This is a genomic window from Clostridium polynesiense (assembly GCF_000820705.1).
GTDB classification, from domain to species: Bacteria; Bacillota; Clostridia; order Clostridiales; family Clostridiaceae; genus Clostridium_AA; species Clostridium_AA polynesiense.
The window spans coordinates 1-24,775 of sequence record NZ_CCXI01000093.1 but is presented as its reverse complement, the minus strand read 5'-3'; the positions used below and the strand labels follow the sequence as shown (position 1 = coordinate 24,775).

Sequence of the window (24,775 nt, the reverse complement as noted above, 5' to 3'; positions counted from 1 at the left end):
TAAGGAGGAAGAATAAATGATTAACGAGTTAGATGTAAACATGAACCTATTTAAATTAACAAGCTTCTTAGATGAGGTTAACATATTAGATTATATTAAAATTATAAGTGTTAAATATGGAGTGCCTTATACTAAAGTAGCAAAACTTTTAGGGATTTCAAAGCAAAGGTTAAGTAATTATATAAGTTCGGGACAAGTAGGAATGATGGACGAAACCAAAGTAAAAGAATGGGTTCTTATATTAAAGGCTTATTTTGCTAAATAAGAGTTAATATTAAGGAATTGTTACAATGATTAAGAGAATTAAAGATTATTTAACCATTGAGGAGATTACAGAATTAAATAAGATTTATAAGTTTGTTGAAACATGGCTTACAGAATCGGAAACAGATACTTTTGAAGCTACATATTTAAGAAATGTAAAGGAAAGTGTATTCCTATTATTAAATGGTTATGATAACGGCGAATCTGCGGATTTAGACCATTTAATACTAGATTTATATTCGAATATTCATACGTCATTGTTGTTCTATACACAGAAAAATAAGAGTAGAGTTGACCGTCTACAACGGCACTATTACAATATAATAAAGCTCTATAACAGAATTATAGGAAGTTAATGAGAAGGGCGACGGTTAAAAGCTGCCGCCTTATTTTTTTTACTTTCAATTTATTTACAAATATGATATAATAGTTGATGTCTTGATGTTCATTAAAAAGCGTCCTATGCGGTAAAGGTTAATTCCTTAATATAGTTTTAACTGCCTTACAACTGTTTAAAACTGCCGTCATAGGACGTTTTTAAAACACTAAAATAAGTACATAAATAGGTAATCCTTTGTATATAGCCGTTTTAGGCTGTATGACAAAAGTAAAACAAGTGTAATTTTTAATACATTATAAATAAGTGCAAAAAGTAAAACAGATTAATAAATGTATTCCTACGGCTTAAAACTGTGGGGATTTTTTTATTTGTGGGGAATAAAGAAGATTAAAAGAACCGTAAAAAAAGAACAGCCAAAGCCGTAAAATGTAAGTATATATTTATTCTTAAATTTCTGTTAACATTTAAAAAAAGTAGTTACATTTTAACTCTTCAGTTGCATTAGTGTATAGAAAGAAAAAGCCACAAACTATATCTTACAAACGGCTTAAAACCGTAAATAAAAACAGTACACAAACAGCCTACAAACAGCATAAGAACGTAAGTAAAAATCATCAAAAACGTATTATACAAGTGTTAAAGATGTGACAAAAGTAAAACATCACAAACTGATTACCTAACGGTAAACAATAAAGGTAAATAACTGTAAAATATAACACTTAAATAGACGTTAAATAAGCAGTAAATAACAGTTAAATAGACTAAAATAAACGGTAAATAAACGGTTAAATAAACTAAAATAAACTAAAATAAACGGCAAAGAGTTAAATAGTTATTATAGTATTAATGAATAAGTATGTCCTTTTGTTGTTAAGAGTTGTTTTACTTTTTAACACAGAAGGTATTTTTTTATTTATAAGTAGAAAGGAGAATTTAAGAGAAATGGAAGATAAAATTACCCGCAGAAAGAAGCTGGACGCAACCATGAAAAAAGTCGCCACAGAATTAGTAACGAAGGATATTATGAATAAAACTGAATATCAGATAGCAGAAGAAAATGGAATTGACAGAGTTACTATATATCGTTGGAAACAGCGTAAGGATTTTAACGATTATTTACAGGAGATAGCCGACGAATTTCAGAGAGCTGTTCTTCCTGACGCTTATCAGACTGTTACAAAGCTTTTAAATAGTAAGAGTGAAAAAGTACAGCTTAAAGCTGCTGAATTAATCCTGAAGAACCAGGGACGTTTAAAAGATGTCCAGGAGATCACAGCTACAGAAGAAGTTAATATTACAGCTGAAGAAATGTTTAAGAACCTGGGAATATAACACTGTTTAGGGAACGTATTTATTTACGTCCCTTCTTTTTTTATGCCCTTTTTTAGTGTGTCAGAAGGTATACTATTTGAAATGTTTTTACAACCGTGATTTAATGCGGCTTAAGACCATGTCGTATAGTATAAAATAGAAATATGAAATGTGTCACAATTATAAATAACTATTTGACACAATATTATTCATGCTGTATACCTAGAAAACTAAACAGATTAAATGATTATAGTAAAGTGTTTAAAGATGTTTTAAGACACTTTAAATTAAACAGATACTAATCATTAAGGATAAATAAAAAGCGCATATGGATTAAAATAGAGCGTTTAAAACAACATAGTAAAGGAATGATTAAGGAGAAACTTAAAGGGGGATAGGACGGGGGGACGGGGGTGTGTCTATGGTAGGTCAAGCGCCTAGAAAATATATAAAATAAATTTTAAAGTCGGGGGCAGTTAACTTACAATACATAAGTAGTTAATAACCGTCCCTGGACAGTACATAAACAGTTAAATAGCACCAATACCAAAACGGTATATAAGTGGGATATAAGAAGGGGTTTTGTAAGATGTCAAGATGGTTTTATTATTTAAGGATCAGTACAACAAAGAAACAGAAATTAGACAGGCAATTAGAAAATCAGAATTTAGAAAGCTTCTGTCAACGTATGGGACTTAATAAGGATCAGTTAATCGTTATGGAAGAGAAGAAAACAGGTAAAAATTTTGATAGACCTAACTACAAACTGTTAAAGGAAGTAGTAAATGCCGGAGATAATATAATTGTGGCCTCAGTTGACCGTTTCGGACGTAATTATATAGAAGGAAGAAAGGAATTTGCGGAATTATTGGCCGCTGGGGTTAAGGTTTATGTGTTAAATCGTCCCATGTTAGAGGAATTATATAAATTAAACAACAACATGAGTAAATTTATGATTAATTTCCTTGTTGATTGGGAGTTAATCACGGCTGAAGAAGATTTAAATAAGATTAAAGAGCGTCAAAGGGAGGGAATAGAAGCAGCACAAGCAAAAGGGCGTCACCTGGGACGTAAAGCGACAGAATTTCCGGATAATTTCGAAGCTGAATATGAATCCTGGAAAGCTGGGGATCAAACAGCGGTTCAAACAATGAATAATTTAGATTTAAAACCTAACACCTTCTATAGAATGGTTAAAAAGTGGGAAAATAAAAAGTGAATATATATTATAAGCGCACCTGTTTTGGGTTCATTGTAGTGTCATTTGGAATGTTAAACAGTAATACCTAAGGTCGTTTAGGGTAATTGAATAGATTGAAGAGCACGTGAATGTAGACTGTATAGATGTGTAACAAGAGTGATTAGAAGCATTTTTTTTATGAAAAATATGGTTGCGGTATCCTCATTTTAATGGTATTATTTAGGGAAAGATAATCCATGTACTAATTTAAGTATAAAATTGTATAAAACCTTATAATATAACGGATAAAGAATAACGCTAGTTTACTGGATTCTGACTCCAGTATGCGCAGGTTCAAATCCTGCTATCCTAGCCAAACCAGTATTAATGAGGATTTAGATGCATTTTTGTATTTAAATCCTCATTTTTTAATTTTTAAATTACTTTTAAAGGTGTGTAAGGGAATTATAATATTCACAATACCGTGAGTATTTTTACAGATAGGAGTATAGTGGAGAAAATTAATAATAATTAAACCATACAGGCTAAAATCATAAAAAACAGCTTAGATGGGGTTTGCACTATTTCTCAGCATTATTTATAATTAATTTTGTTGCAAGGACATGCGGGTGTAACTCAATGGTAGAGTTCTAGCCTCCCAAGCTAGCTACGTGGGTTCGATTCCCATCACCCGCTCCAAATTTAATGTTCCGTTAGCTCAGTTGGTAGAGCACCTGACTCTTAATCAGGGTGCCCAGGGTTCGAGTCCCTGACGGAGCACCAATAATAATTCGGAAAATGTACACCGTAAAGGGTGTACATTTTTTTACATTTTGGTTAAAATAAGGTTGTGCATATTCAGATAAGTAGGAAAGTGGGGAATTGAATGATAGAAGTTAAGAGTTTAAGTAAAAGCTTTAAAAAAGTCCAAGCGGTAGATGAAATAAGCTTTAATGTGTCTAAAGGCGAGATATTAGGTCTTTTGGGAGAAAACGGAGCAGGAAAAACTACTACTTTAAGGATGCTTGCTACAATGCTTAAGCCTACTGGCGGCACTGCAGTTATAGAAGGATACGATATACTTAAGCAGCCGGAAATGGTTAGGAAGGAAGTCGGTATACTTTTTGGAGGGGAAGTGGGTCTTTATGATAGGCTCACAGCTTATGAAAATATAATGTACTTTGCAGAACTCAACGGTATGAAGAAAGAGGAAGCAACAAAGAGCATAAATTACCTTACGGAGATGCTTGATATGAAGGAGTATATAACAAGACGGGTAGGAAAATTTTCAAGAGGAATGAAGCAGAAGGTTGCTATAGCAAGATCCATAGTACACAGTCCATCTGTTATGCTTTTCGATGAGCCAACTATTGGCTTGGATGTAACTGCATCTAAAATAGTTCAGGATTTTATTTTAAAGTGCAAAGAAGATAATAAATCAATTATATTCTCCAGCCATAGTATGAATGAAGTAGAAAAGCTATGTGACAGGATAGTTATCATAAGTAAAGGTAAAATACTGGAAGAGGGTACTTCAGACTACTTAAAGAAAAAGTATAATAATGAAGACTTGGAGCAGGTTTTCATGAAATTGGTAGGTGGTCATAATGAATAAAACGATGCTTATAGTGCTTAAAAAAGAGCTTAAAGATATGTTTAGAGACAAGAAAACTTTATTAGTGGGGATTTTAATTCCCTTGCTCATGATGCCTGTATTATTTGGTGTTATGGGAAAAAGCATGAATAAATCTATGAAAAGCGCAAAGGAAAACATAAAGATATCTGTTAAAGATGAAGGTAATAGCGGATTTGGACAATTTATCATGTCAAAGGAAAACATAAATGCGGTGGAATCAGAAAATCCTGAAGAGGATGTGAAGAGCGGTAAACTGGCATTAGCTATGGAAATTCCTAAGGATTTTGATTCAAAGATTTCACAGGAACAGATTTCTAAACTTAAAATAACTTATGATAATTCATCTCAGGGATCTATGACGGCTTTTGGTATTATTAATTCTTATATGGAGGAGTATTCTAAGTACATTATAAAAGAGAGACTTGATAAGAGAGGGATCGATACGGGAATATTGAGTCCTATTGTACCGGAAATACACACTGCTGTTAAGGATAATGAGGGTCAGGGAATTTTGATGATATCTCTTATGCTTCCTTTATTCCTAATAATATACAGCGTAACCGGGCCTATGGCAGCAGCAACAGATTTAGGGGCAGGGGAGAAGGAAAGAGGAACTTTAGAGCCGCTCCTTTCTACAAAGGCAGGAAGACTATCTATTTTATGGGGTAAGTTTTGGGCTATCACCGTTATGGGAATAATAACTGCCCTGGCTTCCCTAGTGGGAATAATAATAGCTATGAGGCAGAATGAAAGCTTATTTGGAAGTACTTCAGGGGTAAGTTTACCAATACAAACTATAGTTTTGATAGCAGCGGTTTCAATATCCGTTACCATGGTTTTTGGGGCTTTGGAGCTTGCAATCAGTATTTACGCCCGCTCCTTTAAAGAGGCTCAAACCTACCTTTCACCTCTTATGATAATTGCATTTATACCTGCTTACTCAGCTTATATGATGGATGCAAAAAACATATCATCTGCATCCTTTAATATTCCATTGGTAAATGCTATAAGTTTAATCAAGGAGGCTTTAGTGGGAATTTATAATCCGGTGCATATAGTAATAACCTTTGCATGGATTGGGGTGTACATTGTGATGTCAATATTATTTGCAAGATATATGTTCAGCCGTGAAGAAGTTATTTTCAGAACTTAATAATTAAAACATATAATGAGCCGTGAAGCAATCTCCCTTCACGGCTTTAAAATTTATTTAATAAAAATACTTGAAAATGTTTTCTCTCTATGCTAATATAAAAACAAGCAGTATACAGAATTTTGTACATTAGTTGGTGTTGTTATGGATGTAAAAAATAAACTTATGCAGAAAAATGGAATAATAACAGTAAAGATAGCCAGAGAAATGCTTTCTAAAGACCAGGGAGACAGAATAAAAACTGTAGCTCAGCTTGCTGAAGATTACGGCACTGCAAGAGGAACCATACAGTGCGCTTTAAAATTTCTTCAGGATTATAAGGCTGTAACTTTAGAACCTAGAGGTCATTTAGGAACATTTATCACTTTTATAGACTACCTTAAGCTTTTAGATGTAGCAGATATAAAAACTATCTTAGGAGTTATGCCTCTTCCTTATTCAAAGGTTTATGAGGGTTTAGCCACAGGATTATATAATACTTTGGCCACTTCAAATCTTTCTATAGGTCTGGCATATATGAGGGGAGCAAATTTCAGGATAGAAGCTCTTATGGAAGAAAGGTATGATTTTGCCGTAATATCAAAACTGGCAGCGGAATACTATATAGATAAAGGATATAGTATCGAAATAATTAGCGAGTTTGGAAACTATACCTACGTTAATGAGCATATTATAATTTTCAGCGACAGTACTAAAAACGCAATAGAAGACGGAATGAGAATAGGAATGGACGATTCTTCCCTGGATCAGGTGCTGCTGACTAAGTTTCACACTAAAGATAAGCAGGTAAAATTTGTTCCGTTAATATACTCTCAAATCCTAAACAGCGTAGTAAAAGGTAAAATCGATGCAGCTATATGGAACAAGGATGACCTGCAGGACAGGAATATAAATGTACATTATACTCCTATAAATAACGAAAATTTCTATTATAAAGATACCAATGCTGTTATAGTTGCAAATTCTAAAAATTCTTCCTTTAATAAACTGCTGAAAAAGTTTATATTTAAGGACAAGGTTTTAGAATTACAGGACAAAGTAATAAAAGGTGAATTAATACCCAACTATTAATTTTCCTTTTAGATTTAATATACAATATTCAGTACATTGTACAGGAGGTATTTATGGATTTAACTTTAAGATTAAATATTTTAAAAGACGCAGGACAAATAAATGAAGAAATTTACGAAAAAATACTAGCAATGATTAAATGCCTTGAGAAAAAGTTTGGGATAGAACTTACAGAAGAAAACGGAGCCATGTTTGTGACTCATATGTCCATAGCCTTAAAAAGGATTGCGGAAGGTAATCCAGTAGAACATATGGATGATTTTATTTTGGAACAGCTGAAAAGTGAAAAGGAATTTAATAAATCTCAAGAGGTACTGGATTTGTTAGAAAAGGAATTGGAGCTTAATATACCTGATTCTGAAAAAAGCTTTGTATTAATGCATTTATGCACTTTATTATCTAAATAAAAAATATATTAGGAGGGTTTTTATGTTAAGGATAGTAGTAGGAGGTCAAATCGATAAGGAATTGGTAGCTTCTATAGCCAGAAAGGCAGCAGGTGATAAAGCTGTAGTAGAAGTTAAAGGCGATATTGAAGCAGCTATGGCGGTGAAGACAGGTCAGGCAGATTACTATTTAGGAGCTTGTAACACCGGAGGAGGAGGAGCTTTAGCTATGGCTATTGCACTTCTTGGTATGAATTTATGCGCTACAGTTTCAATGCCTGGAAAAATCAGAAGCGATGCAGAAATAATTCAGGAGATAAAATCTGGCAAAAAAGCTTTTGGATTCACTCCACAGCATGCTGATACAGTTGTGCCTGTAATTATAAACACTATTATTAACGGTTAATATTAATTAACATAAATATCATATAAGAGGGGGATAATGAATGAGTTATCTTAGTTATATTATAGTTGCTCTTTTAGGAGCTTTGGCTGCGGTACTTGCAAATCTTGGCGTTGCTGTATTTAATGACGGATTGAGACCAATAATGCCTGAGTACTTAGAAGGAAGAATGGATAAAAAAGCACTGGCGGCAACCTCCTTTGCTTTAGGTTTTGGACTTGTAATAGGTTTCGGTATACCGGTATCTGTAGCCGCAACAATAATACTGATACATAGTATATTACTAGGAACTGATATTATAGGTACCTGGTGCCCTAAAGGTAAAAAGGGAGTTATAATAGCAGCTGTTGTAGGTGCATTATATGGAATAGGTATAGTGGCAGGACTTAAGGTTGTAGTGGACTTATTTGCAAAATTACCAGTTAATTTCCTGTCAGACCTAGGAAAAGTTGGAGATCCAATAAATGCAGCTTTTGCAGTGTTCCCAGCTCTAGTTGTAGCTTACCAGTTTGGTATGAAAAACGGAGCTATAACCCTTGGTATTTCATTCTTTGTTAGACAGTTTATTCAATACTGGGGTAAATTCAAAGTTAATGGAGTAAATGTTGCTTTAAATCCAGAAGGAATGGCTCTTCTTGCAGGTATGATAATTTTAATCATATTTGCTATGAGAGAAAAACCTGATCCAAATGCTCCAAAAGTTGATTTAACTGCAATCTTCAGCGAAAGAGTTGCAAAGATTAAAAAGAACCTACCTATATTAGTTGTAATGGGAGGTTTAATCTCTGCAGCAACTAGCTTATCCTTATTAGCAGGAGACCCTATTTCTTTAAACTTATTAAAGGAAGGAAAAAATATTGAAGCTGCTATGGCTGCATTTGCAAGAGGTATAGGATTTATTCCACTTGTAGCTACTACAGCAATCACCACAGGAGTATATGCTCCAGCAGGAATGACTTTCGTTTTTGTAGTAGGACTTCTTTTAGTTGGAAATCCACTTGTAGCATTTATTGCCGGTGCAGCAGTAATGGCATTGGAAATAGTACTTTTAACTGTATTAGCAAAAGGAATGGACAAATTCCCTGGTATCAGAAAAGCTGGAGATAATATTAGAACAGCAATGAGCAGAGTGCTGGAAGTGGCTCTTCTTGTAGGTGGTATGATGGCAGCTAATGCTATGGCTCCAGGACTAGGATTATTTGTAGTAGTTGGTATATACGTATTAAACAAGACTTCTAAGAAGCCTATTGTTGATATGGCTGTAGGTCCTGTAGGTGCTATAGCTGTAGGTATACTTATAAACATTTTATATGTAGTAGGACTTTATTTACCAAGTAAATAAAAAATATTCTTGGGAGGTGTTTTCACCTCCCTGAAATATTACTTTGAAAAGGAGGAATGAAGATGAAGTTAGTAGATGGAATCACCTATAGTCATGAACATGTAACCATAGATTTGTCAGGTGTTAAGAAAAATGATGACTGCAATTTAAATTGCTATGATGAAACAGTTCTGGAATTTAAAGAGCTTAAAAGCAAAGGTGTGAATAATATAATCGATGTTACCAACAGAGGCATGGGAAGAAATGTTGATTATATGGTAAGAGTATCTAAAGATACAGGAATGAACATATTATTTTCCACAGGATTTTATAAGGAGCCTTTTTTGCCAGAAGAAGCCTATGAGCTTGATGAAAAAACTCTTTCAAAGTTATTCATATCCGAAATAGAAGAAGGGATAGAAAACAGCGGATACAAGGCATCAATAATAGGAGAAATCGGAACCAGTAAAGATACTATTACAGATATGGAACGGAAGGTTTTTAATGCCGGAGCAAGAGCACATACCGAAACCGGCGTACCTATAATAACTCATACAACTCTTGGAACTATGGGACTTGAACAGATAGAATTATTTAAAGAATTTAATGTGAATTTAAGCAAGGTTATAATAAGTCATGTAGATTTAAGCGGAAGTTTAGATTACATATTAAGATTGATAGATAAAGGGGTAAATGTTGCCTTTGATACAATTGGAAAAGAAAATTATCAGCCGGATGGCCTTAGAATAGATTTATTAAGAGAGATTTCTAAAAGAGGGTATAGCGATCAAGTGTTAATGTCTATGGATATTACAAGAAAGTCACACTTTAAGACCCGCGGAGGTATGGGATATTCATATCTTCTTGACAAATTTATTCCTTCCATGCTGGAAGAGGGGATAAGTCAGGAAGATATAGACAAAATGACCAAAAGCAATATAGTTAGAATCTTAGGGTAACTACAGATAAAAGTAATGTTGAAAGGAATGCAATAAGTATGAACACATTTCCACTGGAATCAATAACTGTTGAAGAAGCAAAAAAGCTGCAGTTTAAACTGATAGATATAGTAACAAGAAAATTCACCGGTAAAGAAGTGCTGGCTTTAGGGGATTTAGGTGTTATAAAAGGTTTAAATAAGCCCACTTATACAAAGAAGGTGGAGGAAGTTATCGCTGAATTCTTCGGAGCTGAGGCTGCTGTACTTTTGAGAGGAGCCGGTACCGGAGCTATAAGATGGGGTATGATCAGCTTTTTAAACAGCGGTGATAAAATTTTAGTACATGAAGCTCCCATTTATCCAACCACTGAAGTTACTGTAAACACTATGGGGCTTAAAGTAGTAAGAGCGGACTTTAATAAAGAAGAGGAAATAATTAAAGCCATTGAGAATAATCCTGATTTAAATGGAGTACTGGTGCAGTATACAAGGCAAAAGATAGAAGACAGCTATACTATGGAGAAGGTTATAGAAACCATAAAGAGCTGCAGGAAAGACTTAAAGGTTATTACCGATGATAACTATGCTGTGATGAAGGTTAAAAGTATAGGAACAGAATGCGGTGCTGATTTATCTGCTTTTTCATCCTTTAAACTGCTGGGACCTGAAGGGGTAGGAATTCTTGTAGGTAAAAAAGAGCTTATTGATAAGGCTATAAGTCTTAATTATTCAGGGGGAAGCCAAGTACAGGGTTTTGAAGCTATGGAGGCTTTAAGAGGGCTTATTTATGCTCCGGTTTCTTTGGCAATACAGGCAGAAGTAAATGAAGAATTGGTAGAAAGGTTGAATTCAGGAGAAATACCGGGAGTTAAAAATGCATTCTTAGCTAATGCACAATCCAAGGTGCTGCTGGTAGAACTGGAGGAAGAAATTGCTCCTGAGGTTTTATTAGAAGCTGAAAAATTAGGAGCAGCTCCAAATCCTGTAGGAGCTGAATCAAAATATGAGTTTGTTCCTATGGTATACAGGGTTTCAGGAACCTTCAGAGCTGCAGATAAATCCTTGGAAAAGAGAATGATAAGGATAAATCCTATGAGAAGCGGGGCAGAAACTGTTTTAAGGATACTTAAAGAAAGTATAGAAAAGGCAAAGCAGTCTATTTAAAGAAATGAGGTTATAATATGTTTCTGGATAAAACTATAAAAAGAAATGAAAAACTAGTTAAAGCAGCATTTGAATTACACCAGAAAGGGTTAATTTACCCGGATACCTACATTTTAGATTTAGATACCCTGCTGGACAATGCTAGAAAAATAAAAAAAGAAGCAGATAAATATGGCATTGAACTTTATTATATGACCAAACAAATAGGAAGGAATCCTATTGCTGCAAAAGAAATTGAAGCTATAGGATATAAAGGAGCTGTGGTTGTAGATTTCAAGGAAGCCATGACTTTAAAAGAAAATAATATAAAGCTTGGTCATGTTGGACATTTAGTTCAGATTCCAAAAGCACTGATTAAGGAAATACTTTCTTCAAAGCCTGATATTATAACAGTATATTCCTTTGAAAAAGCTAAGGAAATATCTCAGCAGGCAGAAAAGCTGGGGATGGTTCAGGATATAATGCTAAGGGTATTGGGTGATAATGACAGCCTATATCCAGGTCAATATGGAGGTTTTTATTTAAAGGATTTGGAAAAAGAAGTTAAGGCACTGCTTACTCTGCCTAATATTAATATTACCGGAATAACTTCCTTTCCATGCTTTTTATATGATGAAGAGGCTGAAAAAATACTGCCTACAGAAAATATAAAAACCCTGCATAAAGCAAAAGAAATCATTGAAGAAAAATTTCATATAAGATTAACTCAGATAAATACTCCTTCTGCTACCTCTACTGTGAATATGAAAGAAATTGCAGCACAGGGAGGTACTCATGGTGAACCAGGACACGCACTTACAGGAACTACTCCTTATCATGCTTACAAGGATGGGGAAGAGATTCCATGCCTGGTATATGTAAGTGAAGTATCACACAATTTAAAGGGAGACAGCTATTGCTACGGCGGAGGACATTACAGAAGATCTCATATGGAAAATGCTTTAGTAGGAAAGAGCTTTATGAACTCAAAAAAAGTAAAGGCAGAAGCTCCTAGTCTTGAAAGTATAGACTATCATTTTACTCTTAAAGATAACACTGAGGTTGGAGATACTGTGGTTATGGCTTTTAGAACACAGATATTTGTTACCAGGAGCAGTGTAGCTGTAGTAAAGGGCATAGAGAGCGGAACTCCTGAAATATTGGGAATATTTGATTCTCAGGGAACAAAAATTAAATAGAAATTTACTTTGTAAGGTCTGTAAGATGCGATGATGTATTCTTGCAGCCTTATTTCACATCAGAATTATTTATGAAAGGAAGGTATGAAAATGAAAAGATTCGTAGTTATAGTATTAGATGGATTTGGAATAGGATATATGAAAGATGCTCATGAGGTAAGACCACAGGATGTGGGATCTAATACCTGTAAGCATATTTTGGAAAGAAAGCCTAAGCTCAGACTTCCTAATTTAGAGAAGCTGGGACTTATAAATGCTTTAGGGGAAGAAGCAGGAGCTATGAAATTTGCAGAAAATAACACCTTTGGCCGTTCAGAATTAAAGCACTTTGGAGCAGATACCTTTTATGGACATCAGGAAATAATGGGTACAGATCCTAAGCTTCCCATAAAGGAGCCCTTTACCAAAGCTTGTGACAGAGTTTATGATGCATTAACAAAAGAAGGGTATGAGGTAGAATATGTTCACGGTAGGGAAGGAAGATATCTTAAGGTAAACAATGCTCTTACTGTAGCAGATAATATTGAAGCTGACCCAGGACAAGCTTATAACATAACTGCAGCACTGGATGTAATTCCCTTCGAAGAAGTTTTAAAAATAGGTAAGATAGTAAGAAGTCAGGTTTACGTATCCAGAGTTATTACATTTGGAGGTAAAAATGTAACTATAGATGATATATTAAAGGCTGAAGAAGAAAAGGAAAATGGATTTATAGGAATAAATGCTCCTAAATCAGGGGTTTATAATGAAGGATATCAAGTTATTCATCTAGGCTATGGAATAGATCCTGAGGTGCAGGTACCTACAATTATGGGGAAAGCAGGAATGAAGGTTACTCTTATAGGAAAAGTTGCAGATATAGTGACTAATGATTATGGCAAGAGTATCCCAGGCGTAGATACAGAAGAAGTGCTTAAAGTTACTATAGATGAACTAAATAAGACCAAGGAAGGCTTTATATGCACTAATGTTCAGGAAACAGATTTAAGCGGTCATAGCGAAAATGTAGAGCGCTATGCTAATAAGCTTGAAATAGCTGATAAATATATCGGTGAAATAATGGAAATGATACAGGATGAGGATATTCTTTTAGTTATGGCGGATCACGGTAATGACCCTACTATAGGACACAGCCACCATACTAGAGAAATGGTACCTCTTCTTATATACGGAGATAATATTAATAAAATTGATTTAGGTACCAGAAGCACACTTTCAGACGTTGGAGCTACAGTAGCCGACTACTTTAATGCTGCACCTCCTGAAAATGGAACCTCTTTTCTTAAGGATATAAGAGGATAATAAGGATTAAAACACTGCTGAAGCGGTGATGAGCTTCCTTTATATAATACAGTTGATATTAATATAACTGTTTATATAAATGAGGCTCTTTTCACTGTATTAGACAGTTTTTTTAGTTAAATCAGAAAAATTTATTTACAAATTATTAATATAGTTTAATTCACTTTGTGCTATGCTTTAATTAGTAATAAATAATCTGTGAAATTGATAAAGTAAAGGAATATTAGGAGGGTATTTATGCTGAATTTTAAATTTTATAATCCTACGAAAATGATATTTGGAAAAGATACGATAAAGTCAATAGGAGACCATGTTTCAAGCTATGGAATCACTAAGGTTTTACTGCTTTATGGAAAGGGATCTATATTTAAAAATGGAGTATATGATACAGTGACAAAGTCCCTTAAGGAGCATGATATAGAGTACGTAGAGGTAACAGGAGTAAAGGCAAATCCTGTAGTATCTAAAGTAAGAGAGGCCATAAAAGTAATGAGGGAAAATGATACTGAGGCTATTATTGCCATTGGAGGAGGAAGTGTAATAGATTCAGCCAAGGCTGCTTCAGCAGGTTTTTACTATACCGGAGATGTATGGGACTTTTTTGAGAGAAGTGAAGAGGTAAAAAGAGCTCTTCCAATATTTACTGTATTGACCATATCAGCTACAGGATCTGAAATGAATTCCGGAGGAGTAATAACCAACGAAGAGCAGCAAAAAAAGTGGAGTTTTGGATCTCCACTGCTGTATCCCCTTGTTTCTATAGTAGATCCTTCTATTCAGTCTTCACTGCCTTCTATACAGACAGCCCATGGTGCTATAGATGCCTTGAGCCACGTTTTTGAACTTTATTTCGGAGGAACCTCCCATACGGATATGATGGATGAACTGTCTGAAGGTATTATAAGAACAATAATTAAGCATACACCTGTATTACTAAAGGAGCCTGATAACTATGTTTCCAGATGTGAGCTTGCATGGTGTGCAACCCTGGGCTTAAATGGTATAAACGGTACAGGAAGAGCCGGAGATTGGTCCAGTCATTCTATTGAGCATTCAGTGTCCGTATTAAACGATATAGCTCATGGCTCAGGATTGGCTATAGTTATGCCTGCCTGGATGAAATATGTGCAGCATAAGGCTGTGGATAAATTTGCACGTTTTGGAGAAAAGATATTTAATATAACCGAAGGTACTAAGGAAGAGATAGGATTACAGGCTATTGAGAAATTAAGAGATTTTTACAAGAGCCTTGGAGCTCCTATAACCTTAAAAGAAGCGGGAGTTAAAAGGGAGGATATTGAATTTATAGCAGGAAATGCCTCTATTTTAGAACCTCTTGGAACCCTGATGCCTTTATATAAGGAAGATATAAGAAAAATATTGGAAATAGCTTATGAATAAGTAAAATTATAATGAAAAGCACTGTTTTATATTAAAACAGTGCTTTTTTATTTTTAACTATATAAATATAAAAGTGTATGCAGGACAATTATAAAATAATCTCAAGAGTAATTATAAGATTCATAAAAATTAGTATAAATCATTGACAGTGTTTCTAGGTATTGGTATTATATCAATGAAATTTATAATGTAATTTGTGGTTTATAAGTAAAAAGAAAATTAAATATTATATGCATAAATAAAAATTCTATCTGAAGTAAAACTTTGATTTATGGAACAAAAGCTCTATGATTAAAATAGAAAATAATGGATAAAATGAATTTTAAGGAGGTTTATAAAATTCATGAGAAAAATAATCGTTATACTTATGGCTTTTATATTATTATTTACAGGGGGCTACTATATTAAATATTCTATTGATAAAAAAGAAAATAAAAAAATCAATGGTAACAACAAAGAAGAAGAGAGCATTAAAAAGGATTCAGAGAGAATAAGAATTACAGCGGTAGGAGATATTTTAGTACACGAAACACAACTGGCATCTCAGTATGATGCTGAGAAGAAAAAATATGATTTTAAGGATAATTTTGAATATGTTAAGCCTTATATAGAGGAAGCTGATTATGCAATAGCAAATCTTGAAACAACCCTTGCCGGGGAGAAGGAAAAATTCACAGGATTTCCTATATTTAATTCTCCGGATGAAATATTAGATGCTTTAAGCTACAGCGGCTTTAATCTTCTTTCTGCAGCTAATAATCACATTTTGGATAAGGGAGCCAGCGGACTTATAAGGACTGCCAAAGTGGTAAAAAATAAGGGCTTTGATCTTATGGGAATCAAAGAAAAGGCAGAGGATAAAAGTTATGTGGTAAAAGAAATTAAGGGTATTAAGTTTGGGTTTACCAATTATGTTTTTGAAACAGATAAAAAAGGAAATGTCAGAACTCTAAATTCATTAAAAATACCAAACACTGCATTGGAGCTTTTTGATAGATTTAATTATTCAGAACTGGAAAAAGACTATAAAAAAATGCAGGACAGAATAAAAGAAATGAAATCGCAGGGAGCAGAGGTTATAATTTTTTCCATGCATTGGGGTAATGAATACGAGAGAAAACCTAATGACCACCAAAAGAGGATAGCAAATAAGCTGGCAGATATGGGCGTAGATGTGATTATAGGCGGACATCCCCATGTTCTGCAGCCTATGGAGTATATAGATTCAAAGGTTTCCAATAAGAAAACCTTAGTATTATATTCCCTGGGGAATTTTTTATCAAATCAGAGAAGGGAAATAATAAATAATAAATATCCTGAAGACGGAATAATAGTAAATATAGATTTTAAGAAGCAGGGTGCTTCAGGTGTCGAACTTGAAAGCGTAAGCTATATACCTACTTGGGTGTGTAGACAGCCTATTAAGGGAGAAAAGTATTCCTATAAAATCATACCTTTAAATGAAGTGGTAGAAGGGAAGATAGAAGTATTTAAAGAGGATGATGAGAATCATAATAAAGCTCAGGAATCTTATAATGAAACCATAAGCTTATTTGAATCCTTTAATTCTAAAGCTGTTCTTGCACCGGTACTGAAGTGATAGGGATTTTTTAAACTAAAAACAGACTCCATTAATGGAGTCTGTTTTATACTAATAAACAAATGCATTGGCTTGCTATCCCTTGTCCTGTACCTGTAAAACCAAGACCTTCTTCAGTGGTGGCTTTTACGTTGATTTTATCAGAGTCTATTTCCAAAGCTTCACTGATATTTTCAATCATAGCGGGAATATGAGGGGCCATTTTAGGTTTTTCTGCTATTATAGTAGCATCTATATTTGCTATTTTATACCCCTTTTGATAGATTAAAGCCTTTACTCTGGCAAGAAGGATAAGGCTTGATATATCTTTAAACCGCCCATCGCTGTCCGGAAAGTGCTTTCCAATATCTCCTAGGGCAGCTGCTCCTAAAAGGGAGTCTGCAATAGCATGCAAAAGCACATCTGCATCTGAATGCCCTAAAAGTCCCTTTGAATAAGGCACTTCCACACCGCCTATTATAAGTTTCCTGCCTTTTTCTAATCTGTGTACGTCGTATCCCATTCCAATTCTCATTAGTATCAACTCCTGACTGCTTTATTAATATATATTATAAAAGAAAGCAGCGTTAATTATAATGCTTTTTCTTGAAATTATAAATGGAGCTGCTGTTATTTTTGTTTCTTTTAAAAATATATATTAATTTCATTTTCAAATATTTAACAAGAGTCTTAAAAGAAAAACTTTTTCTGGTTTTAAGATTAAAATCCACGTATATAATCTTATTTTTCATTTACCTCACCAAACAACTCTTTTACTATATTATACCATTTTGTCGTAAATAAGTTAATAAAATAGGAAATAAGATTTTAGATATTATATAAAGAATTTAGTATTAATATGATATAATTATTAATAAAAGTATATAATGATTAACCTGTATGGAGGTTTTATATGAAAAGAAGGAGTATAGGAGTAATTTTCATAATTATTGGACTAGCTATTGTGATTTCAGCTTCCTATATGAAGTACCAGGCTTATTCAGAGCAAAGGAAGATGAAGCATAACTTTGAAGAAGGACTCCTTAACTTAAAGGATGGTATTGAAACCCAGGGAGATAAAAGTAATAATGAGGAAAGTAAATTTGGTACTATAGCAATGATTACAATACCTAAAATCAATTTAAGCGTAGCTGTAGGGGAAGGTACTGACTCTAAATTATTAAAATATGCCGTAGGCCATTTTGAAGGTACCGCTTTACCTGGAGAACAGGGAAATTTTTGCGTTGCGGGACATAGAAGCTATACTTACGGAGAATTTTTCAGTCGGTTAGAAGAGTTAAATGAGGGTGATGAAGTTGAAGTTAAAACCTCTACGGGAGAATATTTATATAATGTCACTGAAAAATTCATTGTGGAACCCAATGAAGTATGGGTATTGGAACCTACTAATGAATCGGTATTAACCATGGTTACCTGTACTAAGGGTGGTAAAAAAAGAGTGATTATTAAAGGAAAATTAAAATAGAAGCATTTCATCAGGGAAAGGATGGTATTATTGAAGAACAGCGTAAGTAAATTTATGATGATGTTATCTGTATTTTTAGCGGTATCACTGCTTTTAACCGTGGTGGTAGGTGAGATTAAATTTAGATCAGGAAAAAAAGTTGCTGTACATGGCACTAAGGCACCATCTTCCGATACTACGGATAAGACTACCGATAAGCCGGCCTTTGAAGATACAGTTTTCTCAGTTTTAACTTATAATATGGTTAAGGAAACACAAGGGTCAGAAAACAGCGTTTCAAAAGATAATTTTGAAAGCCATATTAAATATCTAAAAGAAAATGGCTATAAAAGCATAGATACATCACAAATAGCGGATTACTTATCAGGAAAGAAAACTATACCTGATAAAGCAGTATTAATTTCTTTTGACAGCGGCTATAGTGACAAGTATAATATTGTGTTTCCTATACTAAAAAAATATGGTTTTAACGCTGTAATTTTTTTAGATGGATCTAAAGTAAATAACGTAAACGGTTATTTAACCTCCGGTCAGATAACTGAGATGCAGAAGCAGGGCATTGAAATTGGGATGCACTTTATATCACCTAATAATATAGAAACAGCTTCCTTTGAGCAGCAGAGAAAGTATTTAGAAGAAGGGAAGCAGAAGCTTGAAACGATAACGAAGAAACCTATAAACTACATATCTTATGTAGATAAAAAATATAATGAAGATACTATAAAAGCTGTTAAAGCTTTAGGCTTTAAAGCAGGATTTACTACTGCAGAAGGAAAAGCAAATAAAAACAGCAACAACTATGAAGTTAAAAGGCTGAATTTAGTACATAATGAAGATATTCAGGGGTTAATTAACAAACTGAATATAAAATAAAGAGGTCTCACTTAGAGGCCTCTTGAGTTTTTATAGAGTGCTTAAGAAGATCATTTAATTCTTTAAGCTCATTGGGAGTAAGATAGCGCCATTGACCAAGGGGAAGGGATTCAAGCTTTATATTCATGATTCTAATTCTTTCCAGTTTTTTTACTTTAAAGTCTAAGGCTTGACACATGCGTCTTATTTGACGGTTAAGTCCCTGGGTTAATATTATTCTAAAAACCCTAGGACCTTCCTGCTTTACAAAGCATTCCTTAGTAGTCGTTCCTAAAATTCTAACACCTTTAGACATCCGTTGGATAAAATCTTTAGTTATTGGTTTATCCACAGTAACTATATATTCCTTATCATGGCCGTTGCCTTCCCTTAGTATTTTATTAACTATATCTCCGTCATTTGTGAGTAGAATTAAGCCTTGGGAATCTTTATCCAATCTTCCTATATGAAATATTCTTTTGGGATAATTTATAAAATCTATTATATTGCCTTTGATGGAAGTATCAGTTGTACAGGTAATTCCCACCGGTTTATTTAAGGCTATATATACAAGTTCCTCTTCCTTGCTGATAAGCTTTCCTCTTACGTGAACTATATCGCTGGGACGAACTTTATCCCCTAAAGACGCGGGAAGATGATTTATGGTTACTTCACCAGACTCTAGGTACCTGTCAGCTTCACGCCTAGAGCAAAAGCCGCTTTCTGAAATATATTTATTAATTCGTATTTCTTCTGTTTTTTCTTGGTGTTTTATAATTTGCTTTTTATCCATTTGGTGTATATTCCTTTCCAGCAGAATCATTTTATTTTATGATTTCTTCCAGAATTATTAATTTCTGCTTTTATATCCTTTTCCTTAAGAAAGCTCTCGCTTTGTGTAAGTGCATTATAATCAAGAGGCTCACCGGATACAATTATGGTGATTTTATCATGGTCTTTTAAAATATCATTTTTATTTAAATCGGAAAGTAAAGCTAAAAGTGCTTCATCCGGCTTTCGATTAGTGATTTTTGAGCCCTTTAAAACAACTTTATTCTTCATTGAGGAATAGGTTATCTTATTTACCCTGTTTAATCTGTTTACTGTAATAACATAATCATTTTTATGATGTACAACTATAGTGCTCTTAGGATAGTTATAAAAAATCATTACTGATATAATAGCTATTATTAATATTACAGTACTTAGGATTATGGGTATTTTATAATCAATCAGGGATTTTTTTGCGTTACCGGAAGCTAATGCTCCAGCTTCAGCAGCACTTTCTGTATTTATATTTACAAACTCTCCGTGATATGTAAGAATTACTGCAGATTTTTCATTGCTTTTCAGTACTATTCCAGTGTTTTTTTCTAAAGTATCTTTAGAGGGTTCTAAGGCTGTTTCCGAAGATTTTTCCCTTATATAAATATTTAAAAAGCTCTTTAAAAGGTTGTAAGAAGGATTAGAATACAGTATAAAATAGGCTATTATATAGTTACTCCATCTATCCAGATACCTTTTTGAAATCTCTGTATACTTATTTAGTCTGGATGTATTAAGCCTGCGTATAGTCTTAATCTCTTTCAGGAAGCTTTCGTCACTGGAAATAAATATAGCAATGTTCAGCAGCTGATCCTTTTCTTTTACATTAGGAATATCTTTATAAAGAGAGCTTAAGCTTATACCGTAAAGGTGCAGTTCCTTAAGAAATAAAGAAATCTGCTTGGAACGCTCAGATATAATTTTTTCATTTACTATTTCCATAGGGAGAGCATAGGAAAAGCTGTATTTATTTTTATGCAGTATAAAATCATAGTTCATCGTTGCACCTCAGATATAATAATCATTCACATATATTATAAGCTTATTGTGTAAATTTTTATATAATAAATATTTTTTTTTATTAAGGAAATAATATATTGACAATAGAAAAGGGGTGTAATCATGGGAAAAAGGTTTCCTTTAATAACTAAAATATTTCTAATAGTAATATTTTCTACATTAACTGAATCTTTAACGGCTTACGGAGGGGAAGCTGCATTTATGGATAAGGGAGTGCAGATTTCCACTAAGACCATAAAAGAAACAAAACCCTATCTTACCAGCGAGCTGAATGTACCTGTAATTTCCCTGCCGAAAAATAAAAAGGCTGAGAGTAATATTAATAATGAACTTATGCAGGACGCTTTAAACTTTAAAGGTCAGGTTGAAAAGTCTGCTTTGGAAAACTACGAAAACCTTATAAAGGCAGGAGTAGAAGTTAGACCCTATGAAGTATTAACAAAATATAAGTCTTATAACCTTAAAGATATTATAAGCCTTGCAGTGACTTACTACCAGTATTCCGGTGGAGCTCACGGAATTTACAGCATAACACCCTATAATTACGATGCAGAGTCCGGAGAAAGGCTAAACCTTAAAGATATTTTTAAAGGAAATTATAATTACAAAGAGATATTGAATGATTATATACAAAAGGAAATTTCCAAAAACCCCGATAATTACTTTAAAGATGCTTTTAAAGGCATAAGGGATAACCAGGAATTTTATATTACTAAAGATGGTATTGTAATATTTTTTCAGGTTTACGAAATAGCTCCTTTTGCAGCAGGAAATCCTGAATTTGTAGTTCCATATAGTAAAATACAGCAGGGGCTGAAATATAATCTGGCTAAAAGCACAAGATGATATCCCATGCTTTTTAATATCTAAATTAAGTGATATAGTTAAGTTATAAGCTATATTTAGGGGGATACCAAGTGATGGATTTTAAAAGTTTATTAGAAATGCAGAGAGATTACTTTAAGGCTGGAAAAACAAGAGAAATAAGCTTTAGAAAAAATATGCTTATTAAATTAAAAAACTCCATAAAGCTCCATGAAAAAGAAATCTATGAAGCTTTAAGAAAGGATCTTAACAAGGCTCCTTTTGAAAGTATGGCTACTGAAATAGGAATAGTATATGATGAAATTAATTACATGATAAAAAATTTAGATAAGTTGGCAAGAGTTAAAAAAGTAAAAACTCCAATTTTTAATTGGCCATCTAAAAGCTTTATATATTATGAACCATATGGGGTTGTGCTTATTATCGGTCCTTACAATTATCCTTTTCAACTGAACCTTGCGCCTTTGGTCGGGGCAATAGCAGCGGGAAACTGCGCGCTTATTAAACCTTCTCAAAATTCGATAAAAACAACAGAAGTGATTATAAAAATAATTGAGGAATGTTTTCCTAAAGAGCATGTTGCTGTAATAGAGCCTTTCGGAGGCAGAGAGAAAATGACTGAAATACTGAAGGAAAGATACGATTATATATTCTTTACAGGAAGCGTTGGAGTGGGAAAAGTAATTATGAGAGCTGCTTCAGAGCATCTCACTCCCGTAACTTTAGAGCTTGGAGGCAAAAGTCCGGCTATAGTAGATGAAGACTGCGATGTTTCTCTTGCAGCAAAAAGAATTGCCTGGGGTAAATTTTTAAATGCCGGTCAGACCTGCGTTGCTCCTGATTATGTATTGGTTCATAAAAGGATTAAAGAGGAATTTATCGAAAAACTGAAGTTTTGGACCATTGAGTTTTACGGAGAAGAACCTATGCTCAGTACTGATTATGCAAAAATTATTGACAACAGGCAGTTTGAAAGGCTTATAAGCTATATCTCACAGGGAAAGGCAGTGATAGGAGGAAGCTATAACAGAGATAAATTATACATAGCCCCTACGGCTATGGTAGAGGTTAGTGAAGATTCTTCGGTAATGACGGATGAGATATTTGGTCCTATACTTCCTATATTAGATTTTGATAAAGTATCTGATGCCTTAGATTTTATCAATAATAGAGAAAAGCCTCTTGCGCTTTACTATTTTTCAAAATCAAATGAAAAAGCGGAAAGGGTGATAAGAAGTACAAGCTCCGGAGGGGGATGCATAAATGATACAATAATGCATGTTGCTTCTACTTCATTGCCCTTTGGAGGAGTAGGATACAGCGGAATGGGGAGTTATCACGGCAGGAAAAGCTTTGAAACCTTTTCTCATGAAAGGAGCTTCATAAAAAGAGGATATCTTATAGATATGAACACCAGGTATGCACCTTATAAAAATAAACTATCGCTGCTTAAAAAGATATTTAAATAAATGCCAGCCGCCACAGATGCGGCTGGTATCTTATTACGTATAAATATCTGAAAATTCTATATTTATTTTATCTATTTTATTGGAGGTAGGAAGCATTTTCTGCGCAAGAGCCGGAATACTGTCATCATTAAGCAGTCTGCTTGGTATGTCTACTATAAAAGAACTTCCAACTCCGTATATGCTCTCAGCACGTATGCTACCGCCATGGAGCTCTACCAAGGATTTTACCAGAGATAAACCTATACCGCTGCCTTCGGTCTTTCTGGAAAGGGATTTATCTACCTGCATAAATCTATCAAAAATCACCTCTAATTTGTCTTTAGGTATTCCTATTCCTGTATCCTTTACTATTATTCTGATGTTCTCCTTAAGATTCTTTATTGAAACCTCGATGGTACCTCCTTTTGGGGTAAACTTAATTGCATTTGAAAGAAGGTTCAGCACTATTCTTTCAATTTTATCCTCATCAAAGGCAATATATTTTTCCTCAATATCCGTATCAAAAATAATGTTCAATCCTAAGGACTCAGCATAGTTTACCACGGATAAAGCAACTTCTTCTACGGCAAATACTATATCCTTATTTGCTAAATCTAATTGAAGATAATTACCATCGATTTTAGTTATATCTATTATATTATTTATTAATCTTATAAGTCTTAAGCAGTTTTGATTCATTATGTTCAGATATTTTTGTATGCTGATATTCTCATTGTAATCTTCAATCTTTAAAGATTTTAATAGCTGAACACCTGTCCATATAACGTTTAAAGGAGTTTTAAGTTCGTGGGATATGTTTGAAAAGAACTCAGTTTTATATTTATCCAGCTCCTTTACTTTGTTTATATCATCGGTAAGGTCAGCAACCTTTTGTGCAGTATAAGTAATTTGATTATGAAGGTCATAAGATTCTTTTACATAGTGCTTAAGCTTAATAAGGGTTTTAACCTTTGCTAAAAGCTCTATCTTGTCAATGGGTTTAATAAGATAATCATTAGCACCGGATTCAAAAGAAAGTATCAAACCATCGGTTTTTATGTTTGATGACATAATCAGCACAGGCAGTTCATAGAGAGATTTGTTTTTCCGTATTTCAGAACAAAGTTCGTAGCCAATCATATCAGGTATAAAGAGGTTTAATATAACTAAATCTATATTGCCTCTATCTATTATTATATTTAAAGCCTCTTTTCCTGAAGATACCGATGTTATAAAATACCCTTCCTGATCTAAGTAGTTTTGTACTACTTTTCTGTTTGCAGGTTCATTATCAACAATTAATATATTATAATTTTTATTTTCATTAGTTCCCTCAGTCACTAAAGCTGAGTCATTTGTGCTGTAATGTTTGATTAAATTTTCAAACTGAAGATGATTATATTTTTTTTCTGATGTTTTAATATCTTCATTATAAATAGGCATTGTAAAGCTGAACCTCGAACCTTTTCCTAAATGTGAGGTTACATTAATGGTTCCGCCATGAAGCTCTATTAGTTTTTTTGTAAGATGAAGGCTTAAACCTGAAGAAGAGCTTTCCTTTATATCATTTTTCAGGGTATAAGCGTTAAACAGGTTATTAAGCTTCCATACAGGTATGCCTATTCCGTTATCTATTATGGAAGTTGATATCATATTATTTGTAATGGAAGCCTTTTATGGTTATAACTCC

24 protein-coding genes and 3 tRNA genes are annotated in these 24,775 nt (G+C 33.7%); 23 read left to right on the top strand and 4 right to left on the bottom strand.

Annotation, left to right across the window (positions count from 1 at the left end):
* Positions 1 to 16 precede the first annotated feature (16 nt).
* The 19 genes from TA89_RS08610 (at position 17) to TA89_RS08520 (ending at position 16,650) form a co-directional block, all read left to right on the top strand.
* A complete protein-coding gene (locus tag TA89_RS08610; protein ID WP_040212539.1) occupies positions 17 to 265 on the top strand; it encodes a hypothetical protein in 249 nt (82 codons plus the stop codon).
* A gap of 25 nt (positions 266 to 290) precedes the next feature.
* On the top strand, positions 291 to 620 hold the full coding sequence (locus TA89_RS08605) for a hypothetical protein (protein ID WP_040212538.1): 330 nt from the start codon (positions 291 to 293) through the stop codon (positions 618 to 620).
* Positions 621 to 1,546: 926 nt separating this feature from the next.
* Positions 1,547 to 1,936: a phBC6A51 family helix-turn-helix protein gene (locus TA89_RS08600; RefSeq protein ID WP_052447382.1), complete on the top strand. Its 390-nt coding sequence runs from the start codon at positions 1,547 to 1,549 to the stop codon at positions 1,934 to 1,936.
* A 568-nt stretch (positions 1,937 to 2,504) separates the two neighbouring features.
* A complete protein-coding gene (locus TA89_RS08595; RefSeq protein WP_040212537.1) occupies positions 2,505 to 3,134 on the top strand; it encodes a recombinase family protein in 630 nt (209 codons plus the stop codon).
* A 263-nt stretch (positions 3,135 to 3,397) separates the two neighbouring features.
* Positions 3,398 to 3,471, top strand: a tRNA-Gln gene (locus TA89_RS08590).
* A 249-nt stretch (positions 3,472 to 3,720) separates the two neighbouring features.
* Positions 3,721 to 3,794, top strand: a tRNA-Gly gene (locus tag TA89_RS08585).
* Between the two features lie 8 nt (positions 3,795 to 3,802).
* Positions 3,803 to 3,878: transfer RNA gene (locus TA89_RS08580), tRNA-Lys, on the top strand.
* Positions 3,879 to 3,981: 103 nt separating this feature from the next.
* Positions 3,982 to 4,710 (top strand): ABC transporter ATP-binding protein, encoded by a 729-nt coding sequence (locus TA89_RS08575; protein ID WP_040212536.1) that lies wholly within the window; start codon positions 3,982 to 3,984, stop codon positions 4,708 to 4,710.
* Positions 4,703 to 5,884: an ABC transporter permease gene (locus TA89_RS08570; protein ID WP_040212535.1), complete on the top strand. Its 1,182-nt coding sequence runs from the start codon at positions 4,703 to 4,705 to the stop codon at positions 5,882 to 5,884. Before TA89_RS08575 ends, TA89_RS08570 begins: the two co-directional genes overlap by 8 nt.
* Positions 5,885 to 6,028: 144 nt before the next feature.
* Positions 6,029 to 6,955, top strand: a complete 927-nt coding sequence (yhfZ, locus tag TA89_RS08565) for a GntR family transcriptional regulator YhfZ (RefSeq protein WP_040212533.1) — start codon at positions 6,029 to 6,031, stop codon at positions 6,953 to 6,955.
* Positions 6,956 to 7,008: 53 nt separating this feature from the next.
* Complete coding sequence (locus TA89_RS08560) at positions 7,009 to 7,362, top strand: PRD domain-containing protein (protein WP_040212532.1); 354 nt, start codon at positions 7,009 to 7,011, stop codon at positions 7,360 to 7,362.
* Positions 7,363 to 7,384: 22 nt separating this feature from the next.
* Positions 7,385 to 7,747 (top strand): DUF2620 domain-containing protein, encoded by a 363-nt coding sequence (locus TA89_RS08555; protein WP_040212531.1) that lies wholly within the window; start codon positions 7,385 to 7,387, stop codon positions 7,745 to 7,747.
* A gap of 40 nt (positions 7,748 to 7,787) precedes the next feature.
* The gene (locus TA89_RS08550) at positions 7,788 to 9,086 is read left to right on the top strand and encodes a YhfT family protein (protein ID WP_040212530.1); all 1,299 of its coding nucleotides are present in this window, start codon (positions 7,788 to 7,790) and stop codon (positions 9,084 to 9,086) included.
* A 62-nt stretch (positions 9,087 to 9,148) separates the two neighbouring features.
* Positions 9,149 to 10,024 carry a phosphotriesterase family protein gene (locus TA89_RS08545; RefSeq protein ID WP_040212529.1) on the top strand — a complete coding sequence of 292 codons (876 nt, stop codon included), beginning with the start codon at positions 9,149 to 9,151 and terminating at the stop codon, positions 10,022 to 10,024.
* Positions 10,025 to 10,062: 38 nt separating this feature from the next.
* Complete coding sequence (locus TA89_RS08540) at positions 10,063 to 11,169, top strand: aminotransferase class V-fold PLP-dependent enzyme (protein ID WP_082023890.1); 1,107 nt, start codon at positions 10,063 to 10,065, stop codon at positions 11,167 to 11,169.
* A gap of 17 nt (positions 11,170 to 11,186) precedes the next feature.
* A complete protein-coding gene (locus TA89_RS08535) occupies positions 11,187 to 12,347 on the top strand; it encodes a YhfX family PLP-dependent enzyme (RefSeq protein ID WP_040212526.1) in 1,161 nt (386 codons plus the stop codon).
* A gap of 90 nt (positions 12,348 to 12,437) precedes the next feature.
* Positions 12,438 to 13,649: a phosphopentomutase gene (locus TA89_RS08530; protein ID WP_040212523.1), complete on the top strand. Its 1,212-nt coding sequence runs from the start codon at positions 12,438 to 12,440 to the stop codon at positions 13,647 to 13,649.
* A 237-nt stretch (positions 13,650 to 13,886) separates the two neighbouring features.
* Positions 13,887 to 15,050, top strand: coding sequence for an iron-containing alcohol dehydrogenase (locus TA89_RS08525; RefSeq protein ID WP_040212520.1), 1,164 nt, complete (start codon positions 13,887 to 13,889; stop codon positions 15,048 to 15,050).
* Between the two features lie 343 nt (positions 15,051 to 15,393).
* A complete protein-coding gene (locus TA89_RS08520) occupies positions 15,394 to 16,650 on the top strand; it encodes a CapA family protein (RefSeq protein ID WP_052447381.1) in 1,257 nt (418 codons plus the stop codon).
* 46 nt (positions 16,651 to 16,696) lie between these two features.
* Here TA89_RS08520 and ispF read toward each other — a convergent pair whose 3' ends face one another.
* Entirely contained in the window at positions 16,697 to 17,164 is a 468-nt protein-coding gene (gene ispF / locus TA89_RS08515; protein ID WP_040212519.1) for a 2-C-methyl-D-erythritol 2,4-cyclodiphosphate synthase, read from the bottom strand.
* A 378-nt stretch (positions 17,165 to 17,542) separates the two neighbouring features.
* On the opposite strand from ispF, the gene TA89_RS08510 reads away from it, so the two are divergent.
* Positions 17,543 to 18,115: a class D sortase gene (locus TA89_RS08510; RefSeq protein ID WP_040212518.1), complete on the top strand. Its 573-nt coding sequence runs from the start codon at positions 17,543 to 17,545 to the stop codon at positions 18,113 to 18,115.
* 30 nt (positions 18,116 to 18,145) lie between these two features.
* Entirely contained in the window at positions 18,146 to 18,988 is an 843-nt protein-coding gene (locus TA89_RS08505; RefSeq protein ID WP_040212517.1) for a polysaccharide deacetylase family protein, read from the top strand.
* Between the two features lie 7 nt (positions 18,989 to 18,995).
* On the opposite strand, the gene rluF is transcribed toward TA89_RS08505, so the two are convergent.
* Together rluF and TA89_RS08495 are read right to left on the bottom strand one after the other, a co-directional pair.
* Positions 18,996 to 19,760: a 23S rRNA pseudouridine(2604) synthase RluF gene (rluF, locus tag TA89_RS08500; protein ID WP_040212564.1), complete on the bottom strand. Its 765-nt coding sequence runs from the start codon at positions 19,758 to 19,760 to the stop codon at positions 18,996 to 18,998.
* Between the two features lie 26 nt (positions 19,761 to 19,786).
* A complete protein-coding gene (locus tag TA89_RS08495) occupies positions 19,787 to 20,791 on the bottom strand; it encodes an anti-sigma factor domain-containing protein (RefSeq protein ID WP_040212516.1) in 1,005 nt (334 codons plus the stop codon).
* A gap of 123 nt (positions 20,792 to 20,914) precedes the next feature.
* On the opposite strand from TA89_RS08495, the gene TA89_RS17685 reads away from it, so the two are divergent.
* Together TA89_RS17685 and TA89_RS08485 are read left to right on the top strand one after the other, a co-directional pair.
* A complete protein-coding gene (locus TA89_RS17685; RefSeq protein WP_052447380.1) occupies positions 20,915 to 21,658 on the top strand; it encodes a DUF3298 and DUF4163 domain-containing protein in 744 nt (247 codons plus the stop codon).
* A gap of 71 nt (positions 21,659 to 21,729) precedes the next feature.
* Complete coding sequence (locus tag TA89_RS08485; protein WP_040212515.1) at positions 21,730 to 23,106, top strand: aldehyde dehydrogenase; 1,377 nt, start codon at positions 21,730 to 21,732, stop codon at positions 23,104 to 23,106.
* 33 nt (positions 23,107 to 23,139) lie between these two features.
* Here the strand turns inward: TA89_RS08485 and TA89_RS18005 are convergent, their stop codons facing one another.
* Positions 23,140 to 24,738: an ATP-binding protein gene (locus TA89_RS18005; RefSeq protein WP_082023888.1), complete on the bottom strand. Its 1,599-nt coding sequence runs from the start codon at positions 24,736 to 24,738 to the stop codon at positions 23,140 to 23,142.
* Between the last annotated feature and the right edge of the window lie 37 nt (positions 24,739 to 24,775).